The sequence below is a fragment of the Mycolicibacter minnesotensis genome (assembly GCF_010731755.1).
In the GTDB taxonomy this organism is placed as follows: Bacteria; Actinomycetota; Actinomycetes; order Mycobacteriales; family Mycobacteriaceae; genus Mycobacterium; species Mycobacterium minnesotense.
In genome coordinates, this window is record NZ_AP022589.1 from 2398610 (window position 1) to 2419018 (window position 20409).

A 20409-nucleotide genomic window follows, 5' to 3' on the forward strand; every position below is an offset into this window, starting at 1 on the left:
TCAACGAAGAAATAGTGCGGTTGCCTCCGCTGTAGACCACACCAGCATGGTCAGCCCGGTGTCCCGCAGTACCGGGATCAGCGCAGCCCCGCCCTGCCCGGAGCGCACCGGGGCCAGCGCCCGCAACGCCAGCGGGGTGGCGATCAGCCCGGCGGCACACCACGGCGTGGCCCGCATCAGCGCCAACGTCAGAAAGCCGGCCAGGGCCAACAGCAGGGTAAATAGCGCACGGGTGCGGGCGTCGCCCAGACGCACGGCCAGCGTGATCTTGCCGGCAGGCTTGTCGGTGGCGATGTCGCGTAGGTTGTTGGCCACCAGCACGGCCGAGGACAGCGCACCGACGCCGACGGCTAGCGCGCCGCCCACCCAGTCCACGCGCAGCGCCTGGGTGTACTGGGTGCCCAGGACGGCCACCAGACCGAAGAACACGAACACCGCGATCTCACCGAAGCCGGCGTAGCCATAGGGCTTGGAACCGCCGGTATACAGCCAGGCTCCGGCGATGCAGGCCGCTCCCACGGCCAGCAGCCACGGTGCGCTGACCAGGGCCAGCGCCAACCCGGCCAGCGCGCCGATCGTCAGCGCGATGATCGCTGCGGTCAGCACCGCCCGTGGGCTTGCCAGCTTCGAGCCCACCAGGCGCACCGGGCCGGTGCGGTCGTCGTCGGTGCCACGGATGCCGTCGGAGTAGTCGTTGGCGTAGTTCACCCCGATGATCAGCGCCACGGCGACGGCCAGGGCCAGCAGTGCCTTCCACCACACCGCGGCGCCCAGCCAGGCCGCCGCGCCGGTGCCGGCGATTACCGGCGCGATCGCGTTGGGCAGGGTGCGGGGACGCGCCCCTTCTATCCATTGTGCGAAGCTGGCCACCGCACGATCCTTGCACGCGGCAGGAACTGAACCTGCTCGGCGGTGACCACGCGATCAGGAGGAAGCGGCGCGACATGCTCGGCGTGATCGGCGGTAGCGGTTTCTACGCGTTCTTCGGTGACGATGCCCGACGTGTCCGCTATGACACCCCCTACGGGACACCCAGCGCGGAGATCACGGTGGGCACCATCGGTGGCCATGAGGTGGCGTTTCTGCCGCGGCACGGCGCATCGCACGAATACTCAGCCCACACGGTGCCCTATCGCGCCAACATGTGGGCGCTGCGCGCGCTCGGGGTGCGGCGCATCCTCGCCCCGTGTGCGGTCGGCAGCCTGACTCCGGAGCTGCCCCCCGGTTCTGTGGTGGTGCCCGACCAGTTGGTCGACCGCACCCGTGGCCGCGTCGACACCTATTTCGATGACGGGGGAGTGCACGTCGACTTCGCCGACCCGTACTGCCCAACGTTGCGGACCGCGGTGACCGCGCTGCCCGACGTTGTCGACGGCGGAACCATGGTGGTGATCCAGGGGCCGCGATTTTCCACCCGCGCCGAGAGCCAGTGGTTCGCCGCAGCGGGATTCCGGTTGATCAACATGACCGGGTATCCCGAGTCGGTGCTGGCACGTGAACTGGAGATGTGTTACGCCGCAGTGGCTTTGGTTACCGATCTGGATGCCGGGGTGGATGTCGGCAGTGGTGTGAAGGCCGTCGACGTGTTCGCGGAGTTTCAGAAGAACATCGAGCCCTTCAAAAAGCTGGTGCAGCAGGCCATCGAGCGCATCGACACCGAGCGGACCTGTACGCACTGCCTGCCGCACGAGGGCATTCAGCTGCCGTTCGAGCTGCCCTGAGCTCCGTCGCCGCCCGCGCTGGGATCGTCTGCCCCACGATAGATCTTCGGGCCACTCGCGGGCGGCTCGAGCGCGGGCTCCGGTGATCGAAAGATGCGCGGTGCGCCGGGCTCGCCCGGCTTGGGGCGGTCGTCGGCGTGCACCGTGAGCCGTCCGGAGACGATCGCCACCACCAGCCCGCACAACGCCAGCCCGCACAACGCCACGTCGAACGTGCTGGTGATCTGTTGTGCGAGGCCGTTGCCGTAGACCGGGTTCGCCCACGCGTCGACACGCTGGGCGTCGGCCAGCCGCGGAGCCAGGCCCACTCCGACCACGACGCGGGCGATGGTGAAGCCGAACAAGACGGCGCTCACCGACCAGACCGCGGCAGCGGGAAGGGAGCGATTGGTCAGGTTGAGCCGCAGCCACATCGCGATGGCAGCCGTCACCACGTCGAAGGCGGCCATCGCGGCGCTGTCATAGGGCGAATACGGCAGGTCCAGGCCGATCGCTGCGCTGAGATCGACCAGACGCATCAATGCTGATCCCAGGCTCCAGATCGTGATCAGAAGAAGCGTGTTGCGGGTGGCGCCCAACCATGTCGCCGCCGACGCGTCACGCGCCGCGGTCACCGCGAACAGTGCAGCAGCCGCCACCCACACCAGGTAGCCCTCGAAACCGACTCCCGCCGTGGAGGTGTTCTGCGCGATGCCGTGAAAACCGTCGATGTCGCGACCCACCGGAAGTGCCCAGACCAGTACCGCCGCGATCAAGGCAGCTCCGCCGAGTAGCACCACACTGAGCTGAGATGCTTTGTCGCGTCGCAGAACCCATCGCGAGGCAACGACAACCGTTGCCCACGCGACTGCCCCGTAAACCAGCGCGGTCGCCACGATCGCAATCTCCTGGCGGCCCAGACCGCTGGTGGCGTCAGCATCGGGAAGTGCGTAGCGCACGCGCCAGTACAGGTTGAACAGCACACTGGCCGTGGCGCCCGCGACCCCGGCGTAGCCCAGGAGCTTGACGACGCGCCACCACAGCCGCACCGGCCCCGCGAGCACCGGTTGCGCGGCCAGCAAAGCGCCTGCTGCACCCAGCAGTGCGCCCGGCCCGACGCCGCCGGGCGGTCGGGAGGTTCCGCCGTAGCGGATGGTCTGCACCACATCGAGGGCCACCACGCCGAGAATCAGCAGCAGATACGGGACGCTGAGTACGAGTCGTAGCCGGTCGGCGGCGGGGTTGGCCGATGCCCGCTGGATGCCCCAGGGGCCGGCGTAGGTCGCGGCCAGGGCTGCTAGCGCCAGCACTGTCGCCGCGGCCAGCGCGGCGAGCATCCCGGGCTCGGTGGCCGGAATGCCGGCACCGAAGTACAGGCTCCACGGCAATGCCGGCGCTGCCAGAAGCATCGCCGCCGCAGTCGCATCGCGGCCGATATTCCAGCTCCTGGTCGACTCGGCGATCACCTGCTCACCATAACCGCGGACGAGGCGCACACCACTGAACTGCGAAGATCGGTCCGCTCGGCCGTCGGTTCCGCGCGACTAGACTGGCAATTCGAGTGGCCGCGGAAGGAGGCGCGCAATGGATGTCGCGCTCGGGGTGTCGGTTACCGGCGCGCTGGCTCGACTGGCGCTCGTCGAATCGGATGCCTATGGCGACGCCGTGCTCGATGAGTCCATGCTCGACCTGACGAGAAGTCCGGTCGAAACGCTCGTCGAAACGGTGACAGGCACGCATCGCATGTTGGCCGATGAAGGTCATCGACTGGCGGCTACCCGGCTGTGCTGGTCGGATTCGGAATTGATGGCGGAGCTTCGTCAGGCTTTGGAGGATGCCGGCGTCGAGAACGTCTCCGAGCAGACCCAGGCGCGCTCGGCGGTGGCATTGGCGCGCGACGTATCGGGCGAAGACGGCGAGACGACATGGCTGGCCGCCCCTGCCGGTGACGCGACGATGGCAGCGCCCGCGGTATCGGACGCCACCGTGCTGGGCGCCGCTGTTCCCGATGCCGCTTTGCCCGACGCTGCCGATGCCGACGCCGGCGCCACCGCATTGGCCCCGGCGGAGCAGGGCAGCCAGTCAGACCAGCAGCTCGCGTATTCGATGACCGATGATGACTCCGAACTGCTGCCGGTCGAGTACGCCGAGACCGACTACGAGGGCTACGAAGGCTATGACGCCTACGGTGCCGAGTATGGCGACGACGACGCCGCTGAACTCACCGAGCGCGCGGCCCCGCCGCCGGTCGGTCGGGCGCTTCTGGTGGGCAGCTCGGTCGGCGGGATCCTGGTGGCCGGATGCGCCGCGTTGGCCGTGGCCGTGACGATTGGCATCCGCCCCACCGCCGCGTCCGCGCCATCGCAGCCTCCGGTGGTGGCGGCGCCACCGCAGTCTCAACCGGTGCCCGGCAACTTCATGCCGGTGCTCCCGGCCCCGAAGCCGGTACCGTTGCCTGCGCCGCAGATTCCTGCACCCAATCCCGTTGTGGTCCCGGCTAACCCGGTACCGGCGGTCGTTGCTCCACCCCCGGCGCCTCCAGTTGCACCGGCACCGCCGGCGGTCATCCCGATTCCGATCCCGATCCCGATCATCACCGGGCCCGTCGGTGGCGGTGGTGGCTGGTTGCCTGGCTCGGGTGGGAGCAGCAGCGGGGGAGGCGCCGGTTCTGGCGGCGGTCACACCGGGGGGAATCCCCCCGGTGGCGATGCCGGCTCAGGTGGCTCCGGATCAAGTGGCTCCGGCACGGGTGGCAACGGGTCGGGCAGCAGTGGTTCGGGCGGTAGCGGTTCGGGCAGTGACAGTTCTGGTGAAAATGGTTCCGGCGGAGGACATTCCGGGGGCACCGATACCGGCGAGGGTAACGGTAGTTCCGGTGGATCCGGCGGCAATCCCGGCGGCTCGGGTGAGGGGACCGGTGGTTCCGGCGAGAGTGGATCTGGTGGTCACTCCGAGGGGACCGGCGGGACTGGTGGTGCCTCTGGCGGATCCGCCGATGGTGGTTCGGGCGGCGCGGGCTCGGGCGGCGAATCCGGCGGATCCGGTACCGCAGGATCGGGCAGCGGAGGATCGGGCGGCGAGGGCTCGGGGTCTGCGGGTTCGGGCAGCTCGGGTTCTGGTGCCGACGGCTCGGGCAGCGGTTCTGGTGGCGCCGGCGGCAGTTCCGGTGGCGAGTCGGGTGGCTCCGGGGCCGGTGGCTCCGGCGGAGCCTCTGGTGGTTCCGCCGGTTCCGGGGGCGGGTCCAGCTCCTCGGGATCTGGTGGTGGCGCCGGGAGTGGTTCCAGTGGTGGCTCGAGTGGCGGGTCGAGCGGCTCGAGTGGTGGCTCGAGCGGTGGCTCGAGCGGCGGTTCGAGTGGCGGCAGTTCGAGCGGTGGTTCGAGTGGTGGATCCGGCAGCAGTTCCGGCGGCGGCGACTAGACCCGACCTCGCTTCAGGCGAAGCTAATCTGCAGAGAATTGGCGCGCCAACGCCTTTCGGTCCAGCTTGCCGATCCCGCGTCGTGGAAGCGCAGCGACGACGTGTAGCTCGCGTGGAGCTGCGGTGGCATCGAGAGATTCTGCGACGTGGGCGCGCAACTCGGCCAGCGTTGGCGCGGTGGCGCCGGCCACCACCACGGCGGCGACCACCCGCTGCCCAAGTCTGTCGTCGGCAATCCCGAACACCGCACAGTCGGCGACCGCGGGATGGGTCGTCAATACTGCCTCTACCGGACCGGGTAGGACCGTCAGGCCTCCGGTACTGATCGCGTCGTCGGCCCGGCCCAGAACCCTCAAGCGCCCTGAGGAGTCAAGGGCGCCAACATCATCGGTCTGAAACCAGCCGGCCTCGGCGAAGGGGTCAGGGTGGATGGGGTCGCGGTAACCCTGCGCCAAGGTCGGGCCGCCGAGTGCAATCCGCCCGTCGGCGCCGATCCGCACCCGGACGCCCGACAACGGAACGCCTTCATAGACACAGCCGCCCGCGGTTTCGCTCATTCCGTAGGTGCGTACCACTGTGACACCAGCGGCGGCTGCTGCGTCCAGGACCGGTTGCGGCGCCGGGCCTCCGCCCAACAACACCGCATCCAGCTGGGCCAGCGTGGCGCCGGGCTCGGGATACTGCAGTGCTTTGGCGAGTTGGGTGGCGACCAGCGAGGTGTAGCGTCGACCGGGCCCCAGCTTGGCCACCGCCTCGGGCAGCCGGGCGGGATCGAATCCTGTTGTGACGTCCAGTGCTACGGGGGCCGTACCGGCGGCCAGGCTGCGCACCAGGACCTGGATGCCGGCGATGTGGTGCGGCGGCAGTGCCAGCAGCCAGTGGCCCGGTCCGCCCAGCCGGTCGTGCGTGGCGGCGGCGCTGGCCGCAAGCGCTGCACCGGTCAGCAGGGCTCCCTTGGGCACCCCGGTGGTTCCCGACGTCGCCACGACGAGTGCGACCTCGTCGCCGATCGGCTCATCGACACGCATCGCGGTCAGTGCCGACGGATCGGTGTCCGAGCCGACCGGAGTGAATGCGGCCGCATCGCCGTCCAGGACACCCTGCAATGCGGGCAGGAGTGTCGAGACCGCCTCACCGGGTGGGATGACCAGGGCACGCAGCCGCGCTATGGGTTTCCCCCGTTGGTGGGGGCGTCGTTGGTTGGAGCGTCGTCGAGCAGCCAACCTTTGGCAGCCAACCGTTCTCGAACCCGTTCGACGTCCTCGACGGCCGGCAGCTCATTGGTCAGACGGGCGATCAGCACCCCGATGTCGATCCGGTCGAATTCGCCGCGGCCGATCAACTCGCGAGCGACATCTTTGACCTCATCGTTGGTCAGGCGCCGTGACAGCAGGGCCAGCAGCGGAACGTAGTCGTTCTGCGGCACACCGTCGGGGTACCCGGCGCGCAGCCAGGCGACGATCGAGGTGAGAAATTTGTTCATACTGCGTCAACTTCCCCGCGCCGACACCGGAAGGAACATGTCAGCGCCAATATTACTTCTCATCAAGGCCAAACACCTCTTCCCAATTGCCCCAGTCATCCCATTGCCAGCCGATGCGATGCTCGATGAAATCGCGCGCGATGAACAACACGCCGACCAGGACCGCGGCGAGCAACAGCGCAAAGATGAACCAGCGCAGCAGCGTCAGTTCGCGGCCGTGCTCAGTCGGCCCGTCGGCGGCGTCGCCCAGCCGTACCCCGACCGCGAACAAGGCCGGCAGTGCGGTGCCGACCAGCAGACCGAAGATCACGATCTTGGCGGTGGCGACGTAGTCGAACCAGGTGCTGATGGCGTTCACGCACCGACTCCCTCCGCGCCGACCTCGTCAGGAATATCGGAGATACTCGTTGGTGGTGCAATGACTTCGAGTCCGTCGGTCATGTGTGCGCCCCACTCAGCGGTGACGTTGGTGTGGTCGACCGGGACCTTGCGGGACTGCAGCCAGATGAGCATGGAGACGCCCACCAGCAACACCAGTCCGGTGATGGTGCCGGCGTAGCCGCCGATGCGGTGGATCAGCTGGTAGGTACCCGCCCCGATGGCCCCCGCCAGCGGCAGCGTGATCACCCAGGCGGTCGCCATCCGTCGCGCGACCCCCCAGCGCACCTTCGCGCCCGGCTTGCCCAGGCCCGAACCCAGTACCGATCCGGTCACCACCTGGGTGGTCGACAACGAATAGCCGAAATGGCTGGACAGCAAAATGATGGCTGCCGAGGAAGATTCAGCGGCCATGCCCTGGGGGGATTCGATTTCCACGAGCCCCTTGCCCAGTGTCCGGATGACGCGCCACCCACCGAAGTAGGTGCCGGCGGCCATCGCCACCGCACACGACACGATCACCCATAGCGGCGGGGTGACGTCGGTCTTGAGTGCGGCCCCGTAGGAGATCAGGGCGAGGAAGATCACGCCCATGGTCTTCTGGGCGTCGTTGGTGCCGTGCGCCAGCGACATCAGGGCAGCAGAGAACACCTGGCCGCGTCGGAAATCCCGCAGGGTGCGTCCCCGTGAGACGCCCCGGGTCAGCCGGTAGACCAGCCAGGTTCCGACCGTGGCGACCAGTGTCGCGGCCAGCACCGCGATCACCGTCGGCACCAGCACCTTGGAGACCACTCCAGGCCAGCGCACGCCGGCTTTGCCGGCCGCGGCCAGCATGGCGCCCACCACACCGCCGATCAGGGCGTGTGAGGAGCTTGAGGGGATGCCGAGCAGCCAGGTCGTCAGGTTCCAGACGATGCCGCCGACTAGTCCGGCGAACATCACCTCCAGTGTCACCAGGTTCGTGACCACCAGATCCTTGGCCACCGTGGCGGCGACCTGGGTCGACATGAACGCGCCGACAAGGTTCAGCGTTGCACAGAGCGTCACCGCGGTCTTGGGCTTGAGCGCACCGCTGGCGATCCCGGTGGCAACCGCGTTGCCGGTGTCATGGAAGCCGTTGGTGAAGTCGAAGGCCAATGCGGTGATCACGACCGTGATCAACAGGAACAGCTCCAAGGTCACCGTGCGGATTTTTGCAGCCGCACGCCTGCCTTGTCGAACCGGGTCAGCCCCGCTTGGCGCCGAGCAGGTACCAGCCCAGGTGGTGACCCAAGAAGTCGCGGGCGATGAAGAGCACGCCGATGACCGCCACGGCCAGCACCAGCAGGAAGATCGCCCAGCTCAAGGCGACCATCAGTGGCCGGCGCGCGCCCGTGGTGCCGTCGGCGACCGCGGGGACACCATTGCCTGCGACGTTGACCCGTACACCGACGGCGAACAGCGCCGGCAGCAACCCGCCGACGAGCAGTCCGAAGACCAGGATCTTGCAGGTGGCTGCCAGGTTGAACCACTGATTCATGAGCGGATGACCTCACGTGAGTTGGGGTCGTCGGTGGAGACGACGGTCAACTGTGGGCCCTCGGAGTCGGAGTTGAACGCCATCCTCAGGGCGTTCTCGACTTCGCGGCCGGCCTCTTCGGGTTGCACGGCGGGGGCATCCAGACCGCCGGTGAGGCTGCCGTCCCATTCGGCGTTGACATTGTTGTGGTCGATGCGTGCCCGGCGCGACCGCAGCCAGATCGCCAGGACCGCGGTGATCAGCAGCACCACCCCGATGATGATCCCGGGGTAGCCGCCGATGCCGTGGACCAGGCCGTAGGCACCCGAGCCGACCCCGCCTGCCATGGGCAGGGTCACCAGCCAGGCGGCCGCCATGCGTCCGGCGACACCCCAGCGCACTTGCGCGCCCGGCTTGCCGACGCCGCTGCCCAGCACCGATCCGGTGGCGACCTGGGTGGTCGACAGCGAGTAGCCGAAGTGGCTGGACAGCAGGATGACGGAGGCAGCGGCGGACTCGGCGGCCATCCCCTGCGGGGATTTGATCTCGACGAGGCCCTTGCCCAGGGTGCGGATCACCCGCCAGCCGCCGGTGTAAGTGCCGGCCGACATGGCCAGCGCGCAGCTCACGATCACCCACAGCGGGGGCATCGTGGCCGAGGTGCTTACGGCGCCGTAGGACATCAGGGCGAGGAAGATCACGCCCATGGTCTTCTGTGCGTCGTTGGTCCCGTGCGCCAGCGAGACCAGCGCCGCTGAGCCGATCTGACCGTGCCGGAACACCTTCTCCGCCTGCTTCTCGTCGACGCCCCGGGTGATGCGATACACCAGCCAGGTGCCGACCGAGGCGATCAATGTCGCGACCACGGTGGCCACCACCGCCGGAACCAGCACCTTGGAGACCACCCCGCTCCAGTTCACCCCGTGCCCGCCGACCGCGGCGATCATCGCGCCCACGATGCCGCCGATCAGGGCGTGCGAGGAGCTGGAGGGGATGCCGAGCAGCCACGTCAGCAGGTTCCACACGATGCCGCCGACCAGGCCGGCGAAGACGATCTCGAGGGTCACCAGGTGGGCGTCGACTAAGCCTTTGGCGATCGTCGCGGCGACCGCGGTGGACAGGAAGGCGCCGATCAGGTTCAGGCAGGCCGACATGGTGACCGCTGCCTTGGGCTTCAGCGCCCCACTGGCGATCGATGTCGCCATGGCGTTGCCGGTGTCGTGGAATCCGTTGGTGAAATCGAAGGCCAAAGCCGTGATCACCACGATGATTAGCAGGAGCAGTTCAAGGCTCACGGGAACATCACGGATTAGATTCTGAGGCTTGCGCGGCGCCGTTGTCTAACGATTGTGCAGGCGAAACGCGGGTGTATGTCGAAGCGTCTCGAACTGTTTCCCCGTCGTTAACCTCAGGGCTTCTGGGGGTTGTCTCCGCGGGTGTCGCGGCGCAGTGGATGGTCGTCGGGGACCTCGACGAAGATCAACGTCAGGCCGTCGGGATCGGTGACATGCATCTCGCGCAGACCCCACGGTTCGCGGCGCCACGGCCGGGCGATGGCGACTCCGCGTTGCTCCAACTCCGCTTGGGTGGCGGCGACGTCACGGACCTGCAGCCACAGTGCCCCCGAGAAGTTCGCCCCCGCATGCTCGGGGTTGCCGTGGCCGGCCAGTTCGATCAGCGACTGCCCGGCGTAGAAGACCATGCCGGCGCCGTAGTCGCGGGCGATCGCCAGCCCGATCTCGTCGCGGTAGAACTGCAGCGAGCGTTGATAGTCGGCCGGACGGAGCAGGAAGCGGCTGGCTAGAACCTCCATGAGCTCTCCATCAGTCCTCGACCGGCTCGATCCGATTCCGCTTGACGATCGCGGTGGCCCAACCGGCGTTGAGGTTGTCCAGTGCACGAAACGCCAGCGCCAGGCGCGGCGCGATGCGGATCGGGCGGTATCGGGCCGCGTCGAGCATCCATGCGCCGGCCTCCTGCGCGGTGAGCCCCGGCTTGCCCTGGAACGCCGCGGTGGGCGCGATCATCGGGGTCTTCACCAGCGGGTAGTACAGCGTGGTGGACTGCACGCCGTAGCGGGCCCACTCGCTGTCGATGACCCGGCTGACGGCACTCAGTGCGGACTTGGAGCCGTTGTAGACCCCGAACAGCGGCGAGGAGTCGGTGAATACGCCCCAGGTGGCGACGTTGATGATGTGGCCGTCGCCGCGCTCGCGCATAGCCGGAGCGAACCCGCGGATGAGCCGCAGCGGCGAGTAGTAGTTCAGCTGCATGGTCCGCTCGACGTCGTGCCACCGTTCCAGGGATTCGGCCAGCGGACGGCGGATGGAGCGCCCGGCATTGTTGACCAGGATGTCCACCCCGCCGAACCGCGCGTCGACATCCTTGACCAGCTGGTCGATGGCCTCCAGGTCGGACAGGTCGCACGCGATGGCGTGCGCGGTGCCACCGGCGGCGGTGATCCGCTGGACCAGTGCGTCGAGGTTTTCCTGACGGCGGGCCACCGCGATCACGGTGGCGCCCGCTGCCCCGAACTGTTCGGCGCCGGCTTCCCCGATGCCTGAGGACGCCCCGGTCACCAGCACCCGCTTGCTGGTCAGGTCGATGGCCTTGGCGCCGGGCCGGTGCATCAGCTGCGCGGAGACGGGTGGGCGCATGGTGGCGAGCGTGATCTGGTCGGACAACCGGCGTAGCGGACTGCGGCTCATGGTTAGCCAGTCTATGCGTGGTATTTGCGCCGAGTTGGGGGTACCTCCCGCTTGCGGGGGAGAGTTAGCGTGGCCGCTACTCGCACTTCTGCGCGCCAAGTACAGCCTCGGGGAGACGGGCCGCCTCGCCCCTAGAAGTAGCGGGGGAACCTGCTCCAGTCCGGGTCGCGCTTCTCCAGGAACGAATCCCGGCCTTCGACCGCCTCGTCGGTCATGTAGGCCAGCCGGGTGGCTTCGCCGGCGAACAGTTGCTGGCCCACCAGTCCGTCATCGAGAAGGTTGAAGGCGAACTTCAACATGCGTTGTGCCTGAGGCGATTTGCCGTTGATCTCGCGAGCCCACTGCACCCCGGTGGCTTCCAGGTCGGCGTGGTCGACCACCTCGTTGACGGCACCCATGTGATGCATCTGCTCTGCGGTGTACGTGCGGCCCAGAAAGAAGATCTCGCGGGCGAACTTCTGGCCTATCTGGCGGGCCAGGTAGGCGCTGCCGTAGCCGCCGTCGAAGCTGCCGACGTCGGCGTCGGTCTGCTTGAACCTGGCGTGCTCCCGGCTGGCCAGGGTCAGGTCGCACACCACATGCAGGCTGTGCCCGCCGCCGGCCGCCCAGCCGTTGACCAGGCAGATCACCGGTTTGGGCATGAACCGGATCAGCCGCTGCACCTCCAGGATGTGCAACCGTCCGGCGCGCGCAGGATCGACGGTCTCGGCTGTTTCTCCGGCGGCGTACTGGTAGCCGCTACGGCCGCGGATGCGCTGGTCACCGCCGGAGCAGAACGCCCAGCCACCGTCCTTGGGCGCCGGGCCGTTGCCCGTCAGCAGCACCACTCCGACATCCGGGGACATCCGGGCATGGTCCAGCGCCTGATAGAGCTCGTCGACGGTGTGCGGCCGAAACGCGTTGCGTACCTCGGGACGGTTGAACGCCACCCGCACGGTCGCGTCACTGACGTGGCGGTGATAGGTGATGTCGGTCAGGTCGGCGAAGCCGTCGACCGGGCGCCAGATGCTCTCGTCAAAAGGGTTGCTGCTCACGTCTGCGACCGTACCGGGGCGGTGGCGTCAGGTCGCCGGAGTGGCCGCCATGGGCTGAGCAAGCTGGCTACGGTGGACACGGTGACCCTCGACGACATCCTCGACCGCCTGCATGTGGTGGCGTTGCCGATGCGCGTCAGGTTCCGTGGCATCACCGTTCGGGAGCTGGCCCTGATCGACGGCCCCGCCGGTTGGGGAGAGTTCGGTGCCTTCGCTGAGTACCAACCACCCGAGGCGGCGCACTGGCTGGCCGCCGCGCTGGAAAGTGCCTACCGCGGACTGCCCCCGCCTGTCCGCGACCGCATTCCGATCAATGCGACCGTGCCCGCGGTGGACGCCGAGCGGGTTCCCGAGGTACTGGCGCGGTTTCCCGGCGCCCGCACCGCCAAGGTCAAGGTCGCCGAACCCGGCCAAACCTTGGCCGACGACGTCGCCCGGGTCGATGCCGTTCGTGCGCTGATCCCCACCGTTCGGGTCGACGCGAACGGAGGCTGGACGCTCGATGAGGCGGTCGAGGCGGCAAAGGCGCTGGGAGCATTGGAATATCTGGAACAACCGTGCGCCAGCATCGCCGAACTCGCCGAGCTGCGTCGCCGCATCGAAACGCCGGTGGCCGCCGATGAGAGCATTCGCAAGGCCGCCGATCCGCTGGCCGTCGCGAAGGCCGGTGCTGCCGATATCGCTGTGCTGAAAGTCGCTCCGCTGGGCGGGGTCTTTGCACTGGTGAAGATCGCCGACCAGATCGGTATGCCAGTGGTGGTCTCCAGCGCGATCGACTCGGCGGTGGGTATCTCCGCTGGTCTACGGGCAGCGGCGGCGCTGCCGGAATTGCCGCATGCCTGCGGGTTGGGCACCGGATCACTGTTTGTCGAGGACATCGCCGAGACGCCGGCGCAGGTCGACGGCTACCTGCCGGTGCAGGCGATAACTCCGGACCCGGCCCGGCTGCACGCCCTGGCCGCTTCGCCGCAGCGACGGCAGTGGTGGATCGACCGGGTACGGGAGTGTCATCGGCTGTTGCCGGGGTAGGTCTTCACACGCTGGGCAAGCGGGCGTCGATCCCGTTGGCAATGGTGACGGCTTCGTCGCTGACGTAGAGCTTGCACGCCAAGACGTCGATGGCGACGTTGTTGGTGACCCGCAGTGCCCGCTGGCACGACCAGCCGGGGCTGTCGTCCTGGTGCTGGGTCATCCACAGCGTGGAGTCCACATCGGCGACGGTGTCAAAGGTCCAGGCCGACTCCGGGTAACCGTCCTTGGTCGTGGCGAATGTTCGCTCGCCGCAGGACTTCCAATGCTGGGCGGTCATGTCGAAGAAGCTCTGGGCGACCCGGCGGTCGGCGAACACCGTCGCGGCCTGGATCGCGACGTGGTCTTGTGAGTTCTGGGTGAGGGTCTGGGCGAGGGTCGCCGTCCAGTCCATGTCGGTGTACACCATCTTCTCGATGGGCATCCACGCCGCCAGGCAGTCGTGGTCGGGGAATTGACGGCCGGAGTCGAACATCCGCGACCGGGAGTCTTTGACCCGCATCCCGTGGGCGCCCATGATGTCGTTGACGGTGGAGGCGTCGAGCAGTAGCTCGGGCAGCATCGCCGCAGTCACGGGCCGGGGCCCGTCGCGGTCGGCAGGCAACGCCACGCCACCGGTCACCCGGACACAGTCGGCGAGCACGGCGCAGGCCAGCGCCAGTGTGCACGCCAACCCGACGCTTCGTGTCTGCATCACCGTCCCCCAGCTGCGCAGTTGCGATCCTGACACCATAAGGCGTCGGCGGGTCGCGTACCTTCACTCTGGTGACCAACCTCGCTTACGACGACCGTAATCAGGATGGTGAGCCGGTTCTGTTCATCGCTGGGCGGGGCGGCGCAGGCCGCGGCTGGCACCTGCACCAGGTGCGCGAGTTCCAGCTGGCGCGGTATCGCCCGATCACCTTCGACAATCGCGGTATCGGTGCCACCGAGAATGCCTCGGGTTTCACCACCGAAACCATGGTGGCCGACACCGCGCAGCTCATCGAATCGCTGAACGTCGGCCCGGTCCGCATCGTCTCGGTGTCGATGGGCTCGTTCATCGCCCAGGAATTGATGCTGGCCCGACCCGAATTGGTCAAATCCGCGGTCCTGATGGCCACCCGCGGCCGCCACGACCGCGCGCGGGAGTTCTTCTATCAGGCCGAGGCCAAGCTCGCCGAGTCCGGTGTCGAGCTTCCCGCCGAGTACGAAGCGAAAGTGCGCCTGCTGGAGAGCTTTTCGCCCAAGACGCTCAGCGATGACGCCGCGATCAAGGATTGGATCGCGATGTTCACCATGTGGCCGGTGAAAAACACCCCGGGGTTGCGCTGCCAGCTCGACGTGGCACCGCTGACCAACCGGCTGCCGGCCTACGCCAACATCACCGCGCCGGTGCTGGTGATCGGTTTCGGCGACGACGTCGTCACCCCGGCACACCTGAGCCGTGAGGTCGCCGAGGCGATCCCGGGCGCGCGTTACCTGGAGATACCCGATGCCGGGCACCTCGGCTTCATCGAGAAGCCGGACCAGGTCAACAAGGCGGCCCTGGAGTTCCTCGCCGAGGTCGACGGCAAGCCTTTCCGGTGGGCCGCCGGCCCCCCGGCGCACGACTAACCTGGTGCCAATGACCAACCCCTCGACGGCACAGGCCCGCATCGTCGTCGACGAGCTGATTCGCGGCGGTGTCCGCGATGTGGTGCTGTGCCCGGGTTCCCGCAACGCCCCGCTCGCGTTCGCGCTGCACGATGCCGACCGGGCCGGCCGATTGCGCCTGCACGTGCGCATCGACGAACGCACTGCCGGGTATCTGGCGATCGGGCTGGCGGTGGGTGCGGGTGCACCGGTCTGTGTGGCGATGACGTCGGGCACCGCGGTGGCCAACCTGGGGCCGGCCGTCGTCGAGGCCAACTATGCCCGGGTGCCGCTGATCGTCTTGAGCGCCAACCGTCCCTACGAAATGCTGGGCACCGGCGCCAATCAGACCATGGAGCAACTGGGCTACTTCGGCACCCAGGTGCGCGCCAGCATCAGCCTGGGCCTGGCCGAGGACGCCCCCGAGCGACTTGAGGCCCTCAACGCAACCTGGCGTTCGGCGGTGTGCCGGGTTGTGGTCGCCGCCACCGGGTCTCGGACCGCGAACGCCGGGCCGGTGCAGTTCGACATCCCGCTGCGCGAGCCCCTGGTGCCCGACGCCGACGCAACACCGCAGTCCGAGCCGGCAGGCAGGCCCAACGGCCGCTCGTGGACCTTCACCCCGCCGGTCAGCTTCGACCAGCCCCTGGACATCGACGTGTCCCCGGACACCGTGGTGATCGCCGGGCACGGGGCGGGCCTGCACCCCAACCTGGCGGCGCTGCCCACGGTCGCCGAACCCACCGCCCCGACACCGCAGAATCCGCTGCACCCGCTGACCCTGCCGCTGCTGCGCCCGCAGCAGGTGATCATGGCCGGCCGGCCCACCCTGCATCGTCCGGTGGCGGCCCTGCTGGCCGACCCGACGCTGCCGGTGTACGCGCTGACCACCGGGCCACGCTGGCCCGACGTTTCCGGCAACTCGCAGGCCACCGGCACCCGCGCCGTCCTGTCCGGGGAGCCGGACCCGGCCTGGCTGAGGCGGTGCGCGCAGCTCAATGCCCACGCAGTGGCCGTGGTGCGCGAGCAGTTGGCGGCCCATCCGCTCACCACCGGCCTGCACGTGGCCGCGGTGGTGGCCGACGCGCTACGCCCCGGCGATCAGATGGTGTTGGGCGCATCGAACCCCGTGCGCGACGCCGCGCTGGTCGGGTTGGGCAACGCCGCGCAAACCCGCGACGTCGTCGTGCGATCCAACCGCGGGGTCGCCGGTATCGACGGCACGGTGTCCACCGCGATCGGTGCCGCGTTGGCTCATGAGCGCCAGCACCCCGACGCCCGCACGATCGCGCTGATCGGTGACCTGACCTTCGTCCACGACAGCTCCGGGTTGCTGATCGGGCCCACCGAACCGAGACCGCAGCACCTGACGATCGTGGTCTCCAACGACAACGGCGGCGGCATCTTCGAGCTGCTCGAGCAGGGCGACCCGCGGTTCGTCGACGTCGCATCGCGTATCTTCGGCACCCCGCACGACGTCAATATCGCGGCGCTGTGCCACGCCTACCACGTGGAATTCCAGCAGGTAGAGGCTGATGCGCTGCCCGCCGCGCTCGCCGAATCCTGCGGTGGGGTGCGGGTGCTCGAGGTCAAAGCCGACCGCTCGTCATTGCGGTCGCTGCACGCCGCGATCAAGGCTGCGCTGTGAGGCTGCCCGATTACCGCTCCACTCGGGCCTTTCGGGTGCTGCAACCGGTGGCGCACAGCCTGGTCTGTGGCCCCGGGCTGCTTGCTCCCGGTTCTGTGGCTGGGCGTGCGCTGCGGTGGACGCGCACGGGCATTCTGATCCTGGTGGCGCTGGTGAGCTTGCAATCGTTGTTGCTGGTGGCCGGGGCGTGGCGCAATGACATCACCATCGAGCGCGACATGGGTGTCGCCGCGGCCGAGGTGCTCAACGCGGGCTTTCGGCGCTCGACGATCGAGTTCGTCACGCCGGAGCGGATCACCTACCGGCCCGAGCTCGGCGTGCTCTATCCCTCCGAGTTGGCGACCGGGATGCGGATCTACGTCGAATACGACAAGTCCGATCCGGACCTGGTGCGGGTGCAACACCGCACCGCGGTGCTGGCCGTCATTCCGGCCGGTTCGGTCGCGGTGCTCGCCTGGCTGATCGGAATCGCGGCGCTGGCGGGATGCAATGTCGCCGAGCGACGCTGGGCTGCGGGTTAGCGCGCAGCCACCAGCCGGCCGAGCCAGCCGGCTTCGTCGGTGTCGACCACCGTCTTGGTTGTCACGTCGTACACCGTCGGGGTGCCGGGACTTTGGGGATTGGCCGACAGCAGCTGCACCCGGTTGAAGGCGTTCATCGATGTGGCGTCCACGGCCTGCTGTCCCGCGGCGATCCGCTCCACCACCGGTGTGGGCAGTCCGCTCTCGCGTGCCGTGGTCGCGAGGTCGTCCAGGCTGGGCGCGCCGCCCTTGCGGTACAGCGCGGTCACGTAGCTCTGGTAGGCCTGGGCCGAGGTGGCCGGATCGGCCGCTGACATCAGGGCATTGCCCACGCGTGCGGAGACGTCGTTGTGGCGTCGGGTGTCCAAGAACGTCATCCACCGGTAGGTCACCGCGACGTCGCCGGCGGCCAGGTGGCGGCCCAGGGCGTCGCCGGAGGCCGCCTCGAACTTCGCGCACTCGGAGCACTGGGGGTCGCAGAAGATCTCCAGCTGCACCGGGGCCTGCGCCGAGCCGGCCAGTACACCGAAGTGGTCGGCGGCCAGCACCGTGCCCGCCACCTCGGGTTCGGCCGTCGCCGGGGCCGCCGATGCTGTGCCGAATACCGTCAGTGCTACCAATGTTCCCAGCCAAGACCGCATTCCACGACCCTAGCGAAAGGCGGGTAGCGTCAACCCGGTGAGCCGCGCCAGCCTGGACAAAGACCCCCATGCCGTGGCGTCGATGTTCGACGGCGTCGCCCGTCGCTACGACCTGACCAACACGGTGCTGTCGCTGGGACGAGACCGGTCCTGGCGCCGGGCCACCCGGAAAGCGCTCGAGTTGCAGCCGGGGGAGAAGGTGCTGGACCTGGCCGCCGGGACCGCGGTGTCCACGGTCGAGCTCGCGAAATCGGGTGCCTGGTGCGTGGCGGCGGACTTCTCGGTCGGGATGCTGACCGCCGGTGCAGGGCGCCCGGTGCCCAAGGTGGCCGGGGACGCCACCAAACTGCCGTTCGGCGACGGGGTGTTCGATGCGGTCACGATCAGTTTCGGGTTGCGCAACGTCGTCGACCACACCGCGGGCCTGCGGGAGATGGCCCGGGTGACCCGCCCCGGGGGGCGGCTGGTGGTGTGCGAGTTCTCCACCCCGACCGTGCCGGTGTTCGCCACCGCCTACAAGGAGTACCTGATGCGGGCGCTACCTGCGGTGGCACGCGCGGTGTCGTCGAACCCGGAGGCCTACGTCTACCTCGCCGAGTCCATCCGTGCCTGGCCGGATCAGGCCGCGTTGGCGGCGCAGATCGAGGCGTCGGGGTGGTCGGAGGTCAGCTGGCGCAACCTCACCGGTGGCATCGTCGCGCTGCATTCGGCCCGCAAGCCGCTGGCCTGACGCTCGACCTTCCGGCTCAGCCCACGTGGGCCGAGAGCAGCCAGCCCGCGGCCGACTTGCGACCGCCTGCCTCTGCCCGCAGCGGAACGCCGCCGAAGCCGGGGAACTCGTCGGGGAACACCGCGTGGATGCGGGCCGGCTTGATCTCGTCGATCACCCAGTACTTGGCGACCACCTCGCGCAGTTCGTCGGCGGTCACCGCGAACGGCGGGCCTTGCGGGATGGCGGCTTTGTCGAACACCAGCACGAAGTACGACGTCCCGGGCGCGGCGGCGCGCACGATCGAGCGCTGGTAGCCGTCGCGGGCTTCGACCGGGATCGAGTGGAACAGGGTGCTGTCCACGATGGTGCCGAAGCGGCCGTCATAGCCGGAGAACGCGCTGATGTCGGCGACCTCGAAGGTGGCGTTGGTCAGGCCGCGTTCGGCGGCTTCACGGCGGGCCAGGTCGATGGCGGTGGGCGAGCTGTCGAGGCCCACGGTGGTGTGGCCCCGTTCGGCCAGATACAGCGAGATGGCGCCCTCGCCGCAGCCGACGTCGAGGACATCGCCGTGGAATCTGCCCTCGGCGATCAGTGCAGCCAGTTCGGGCTGAGGCTCTCCGATGCTCCACGGTGGCTTGGTTCCTGCCCCCAGCTCCTCGGATTCTCCCCGGTAGGCGGCGTCGAAGTGCAGTTCCATGGGTTCGCTCATGACTCCGGTATAGCAACGGCCCCGACGTATGTCAACGATGTTGATATACCGTCGCAATGTCAGTGCTAGGAGAACGGGCGGCGGCCATCGATACGCCGCGACAATCGCCCACCGCCGCGCCAGATCCGGGCCACAAAGTCGGCGTCCTCGTCGGTGACCAGGTTACCCATCACCCGCACGGCGAACTTCATCAAGGCCGGGGAGCGCATTGCCAGCGGTCCGGTGGCCGGCAGGAAGCGGGGGAACGTCAGCAACAGCGCCAGCCGCCGGGCCACCGAGAACGCCCGGGCATAGTGGGCGGTGAGCAGCTCGGGCCAGGCCTGGGTGAGCACCGCCGACGGTCCCGACGCGGTCAGCAGATCGACGGCCAATCGCCCGGTCTCCAGGCCGTAGTCGATGCCCTCACCATTGAGCGGGTTGACGCAGGCCGCGGCATCACCGATCAACATCCAGTTGGGTCCGGCGACCCCCGAGACCGCGCCGCCCATGGGCAGCAGCGCGCTCGATGGCGCGCGTACCGGGCCGTCGAATCCCCATTCTTCGCGGCGCTGGTCGGCGTAGTAGGCCATCAGCGGTCGCAGCGCCACGTCCGCGGGCCGTTTGACGGTGGCCAGTGCTCCCACGCCGATGTTCACCTCGCCGTTGCCCAGCGGGAAGATCCATCCGTAGCCCGGCAGCACCGCTCCCTCGGGTGAGCGCAGCTCCAGGTGCGACGTCAGCCAGGGCTCGTCGCTGCGCGGGGAGGCCAGGTAGCCGCGGGCGGCCACCCCGTAGACCGTCTCCTGGTGCCATTGGCGGCCCAGCGCCCGGCCCAGCGTGGAGCGCGCACCGTCGGCAACGATCAGGGTCTGGCAGGCCACCTGCGAGCCGTCGCCCAGCACGATCGAGCGCACTCTTCCCGACGCATCGTGCTGAACGTCGACCGCCTTGACGCCCAGCAGCATTCGGGCGCCGGAGTCTTCGGCGACTCTGCGGATTCGCTCGTCGAGTTCGGTGCGGGGCGCGGCACTGCCGGTCGAGGGAAAGGACGGGCCCGGCCAGTCCACTTCGAGTTCGCTGCCGAAACCGGCCATCCGCAGGCCGCGGTGGCGGATGTGACCGTCGAGCCACTCGCCGAGGCCGAGCAGTTCCAGCTGCTCGACGGCGCGGGGGGTCAGGCCGTCCCCGCACGTCTTGTCCCGGGGGAATGCGGCTGAGTCGATCAGCAGCACGTCGCGGCCCGCTCTGGCGGCCCAAGCGGCTGCCGCCGACCCGGCCGGTCCGGCACCCACTACCACTACCTCGGCCACCGTCTCAGCCCTGGAATTCACAGTCACC

Annotated in this window: 22 protein-coding genes; 7 read left to right on the top strand and 15 right to left on the bottom strand. The window is 68.6% G+C overall.

Annotation, left to right across the window (positions count from 1 at the left end):
* Positions 1 to 870: a 1,4-dihydroxy-2-naphthoate polyprenyltransferase gene (locus G6N09_RS11085; protein WP_083022709.1), complete on the bottom strand. Its 870-nt coding sequence runs from the start codon at positions 868 to 870 to the stop codon at positions 1 to 3.
* A 74-nt stretch (positions 871 to 944) separates the two neighbouring features.
* Between G6N09_RS11085 and G6N09_RS11090 the strand changes: the two genes are divergently transcribed.
* On the top strand, positions 945 to 1721 hold the full coding sequence (locus G6N09_RS11090; RefSeq protein WP_083022710.1) for an S-methyl-5'-thioadenosine phosphorylase: 777 nt from the start codon (positions 945 to 947) through the stop codon (positions 1719 to 1721).
* Here G6N09_RS11090 and G6N09_RS11095 read toward each other — a convergent pair.
* Complete coding sequence (locus G6N09_RS11095; RefSeq protein ID WP_275985638.1) at positions 1697 to 3109, bottom strand: DUF7937 domain-containing protein; 1413 nt, start codon at positions 3107 to 3109, stop codon at positions 1697 to 1699. The two genes, G6N09_RS11090 and G6N09_RS11095, sit on opposite strands and share 25 nt — an antisense overlap.
* 175 nt (positions 3110 to 3284) lie before the next feature.
* Here G6N09_RS11095 and G6N09_RS11100 point away from each other — a divergent pair, with 175 nt between their 5' ends.
* On the top strand, positions 3285 to 5117 hold the full coding sequence (locus tag G6N09_RS11100) for a DUF7159 family protein (RefSeq protein ID WP_083022711.1): 1833 nt from the start codon (positions 3285 to 3287) through the stop codon (positions 5115 to 5117).
* Between the two features lie 23 nt (positions 5118 to 5140).
* On the opposite strand, the gene menE is transcribed toward G6N09_RS11100, so the two are convergent.
* The 9 genes from menE to G6N09_RS11145 all read right to left on the bottom strand — a co-directional run bounded on the left by menE (position 5141) and on the right by G6N09_RS11145 (position 12218).
* A complete protein-coding gene (gene menE / locus G6N09_RS11105; RefSeq protein WP_407662692.1) occupies positions 5141 to 6211 on the bottom strand; it encodes an o-succinylbenzoate--CoA ligase in 1071 nt (356 codons plus the stop codon).
* A 71-nt stretch (positions 6212 to 6282) separates the two neighbouring features.
* Positions 6283 to 6600, bottom strand: a complete 318-nt coding sequence (locus G6N09_RS11110; protein ID WP_083022712.1) for a DUF3349 domain-containing protein — start codon at positions 6598 to 6600, stop codon at positions 6283 to 6285.
* A gap of 52 nt (positions 6601 to 6652) precedes the next feature.
* Entirely contained in the window at positions 6653 to 6949 is a 297-nt protein-coding gene (locus tag G6N09_RS11115; RefSeq protein WP_083022820.1) for a hypothetical protein, read from the bottom strand.
* A gap of 5 nt (positions 6950 to 6954) precedes the next feature.
* Positions 6955 to 8160, bottom strand: coding sequence for an inorganic phosphate transporter (locus G6N09_RS11120; protein ID WP_083022713.1), 1206 nt, complete (start codon positions 8158 to 8160; stop codon positions 6955 to 6957).
* 43 nt (positions 8161 to 8203) lie between these two features.
* Positions 8204 to 8497: a hypothetical protein gene (locus G6N09_RS11125; protein ID WP_083022714.1), complete on the bottom strand. Its 294-nt coding sequence runs from the start codon at positions 8495 to 8497 to the stop codon at positions 8204 to 8206.
* Entirely contained in the window at positions 8494 to 9771 is a 1278-nt protein-coding gene (locus G6N09_RS11130; protein ID WP_083022715.1) for an inorganic phosphate transporter, read from the bottom strand. The genes G6N09_RS11125 and G6N09_RS11130 overlap by 4 nt, the downstream gene beginning before the upstream one ends.
* Before the next feature lie 113 nt (positions 9772 to 9884).
* Positions 9885 to 10289, bottom strand: a complete 405-nt coding sequence (locus G6N09_RS11135; protein ID WP_083022716.1) for a VOC family protein — start codon at positions 10287 to 10289, stop codon at positions 9885 to 9887.
* A 10-nt stretch (positions 10290 to 10299) separates the two neighbouring features.
* On the bottom strand, positions 10300 to 11184 hold the full coding sequence (locus G6N09_RS11140; protein ID WP_083022717.1) for an SDR family oxidoreductase: 885 nt from the start codon (positions 11182 to 11184) through the stop codon (positions 10300 to 10302).
* Between the two features lie 131 nt (positions 11185 to 11315).
* On the bottom strand, positions 11316 to 12218 hold the full coding sequence (locus G6N09_RS11145) for a 1,4-dihydroxy-2-naphthoyl-CoA synthase (protein ID WP_083022718.1): 903 nt from the start codon (positions 12216 to 12218) through the stop codon (positions 11316 to 11318).
* A 129-nt stretch (positions 12219 to 12347) separates the two neighbouring features.
* On the opposite strand from G6N09_RS11145, the gene G6N09_RS11150 reads away from it, so the two are divergent.
* A complete protein-coding gene (locus G6N09_RS11150; protein ID WP_234806905.1) occupies positions 12348 to 13247 on the top strand; it encodes an o-succinylbenzoate synthase in 900 nt (299 codons plus the stop codon).
* Positions 13248 to 13251: 4 nt separating this feature from the next.
* On the opposite strand, the gene G6N09_RS11155 is transcribed toward G6N09_RS11150, so the two are convergent.
* Positions 13252 to 13941 carry a sensor domain-containing protein gene (locus G6N09_RS11155; protein ID WP_083022822.1) on the bottom strand — a complete coding sequence of 230 codons (690 nt, stop codon included), beginning with the start codon at positions 13939 to 13941 and terminating at the stop codon, positions 13252 to 13254.
* Positions 13942 to 14012: 71 nt separating this feature from the next.
* On the opposite strand from G6N09_RS11155, the gene G6N09_RS11160 reads away from it, so the two are divergent.
* From G6N09_RS11160 to G6N09_RS11170, 3 genes are read left to right on the top strand one after another with little or no spacing between them, the layout of a single operon-like run.
* Entirely contained in the window at positions 14013 to 14843 is an 831-nt protein-coding gene (locus G6N09_RS11160; protein WP_083022719.1) for an alpha/beta fold hydrolase, read from the top strand.
* 10 nt (positions 14844 to 14853) lie between these two features.
* Complete coding sequence (gene menD / locus G6N09_RS11165) at positions 14854 to 16509, top strand: 2-succinyl-5-enolpyruvyl-6-hydroxy-3-cyclohexene-1-carboxylic-acid synthase (RefSeq protein ID WP_083022720.1); 1656 nt, start codon at positions 14854 to 14856, stop codon at positions 16507 to 16509.
* 35 nt (positions 16510 to 16544) lie between these two features.
* On the top strand, positions 16545 to 17030 hold the full coding sequence (locus G6N09_RS11170) for a DUF3592 domain-containing protein (protein ID WP_179959909.1): 486 nt from the start codon (positions 16545 to 16547) through the stop codon (positions 17028 to 17030).
* Here G6N09_RS11170 and G6N09_RS11175 read toward each other — a convergent pair.
* Complete coding sequence (locus G6N09_RS11175) at positions 17027 to 17671, bottom strand: DsbA family protein (protein ID WP_083022721.1); 645 nt, start codon at positions 17669 to 17671, stop codon at positions 17027 to 17029. The genes G6N09_RS11170 and G6N09_RS11175 overlap by 4 nt on opposite strands.
* 37 nt (positions 17672 to 17708) lie before the next feature.
* Here G6N09_RS11175 and G6N09_RS11180 point away from each other — a divergent pair, with 37 nt between their 5' ends.
* Positions 17709 to 18401 carry a demethylmenaquinone methyltransferase gene (locus tag G6N09_RS11180; RefSeq protein ID WP_083022722.1) on the top strand — a complete coding sequence of 231 codons (693 nt, stop codon included), beginning with the start codon at positions 17709 to 17711 and terminating at the stop codon, positions 18399 to 18401.
* 16 nt (positions 18402 to 18417) lie between these two features.
* Here G6N09_RS11180 and G6N09_RS11185 read toward each other — a convergent pair whose 3' ends face one another.
* Together G6N09_RS11185 and menJ are read right to left on the bottom strand one after the other, a co-directional pair.
* The gene (locus tag G6N09_RS11185; RefSeq protein WP_083022723.1) at positions 18418 to 19092 is read right to left on the bottom strand and encodes a class I SAM-dependent methyltransferase; all 675 of its coding nucleotides are present in this window, start codon (positions 19090 to 19092) and stop codon (positions 18418 to 18420) included.
* A 65-nt stretch (positions 19093 to 19157) separates the two neighbouring features.
* A complete protein-coding gene (gene menJ, locus G6N09_RS11190) occupies positions 19158 to 20402 on the bottom strand; it encodes a menaquinone reductase MenJ (protein WP_083022724.1) in 1245 nt (414 codons plus the stop codon).
* Positions 20403 to 20409: the final 7 nt, after the last annotated feature.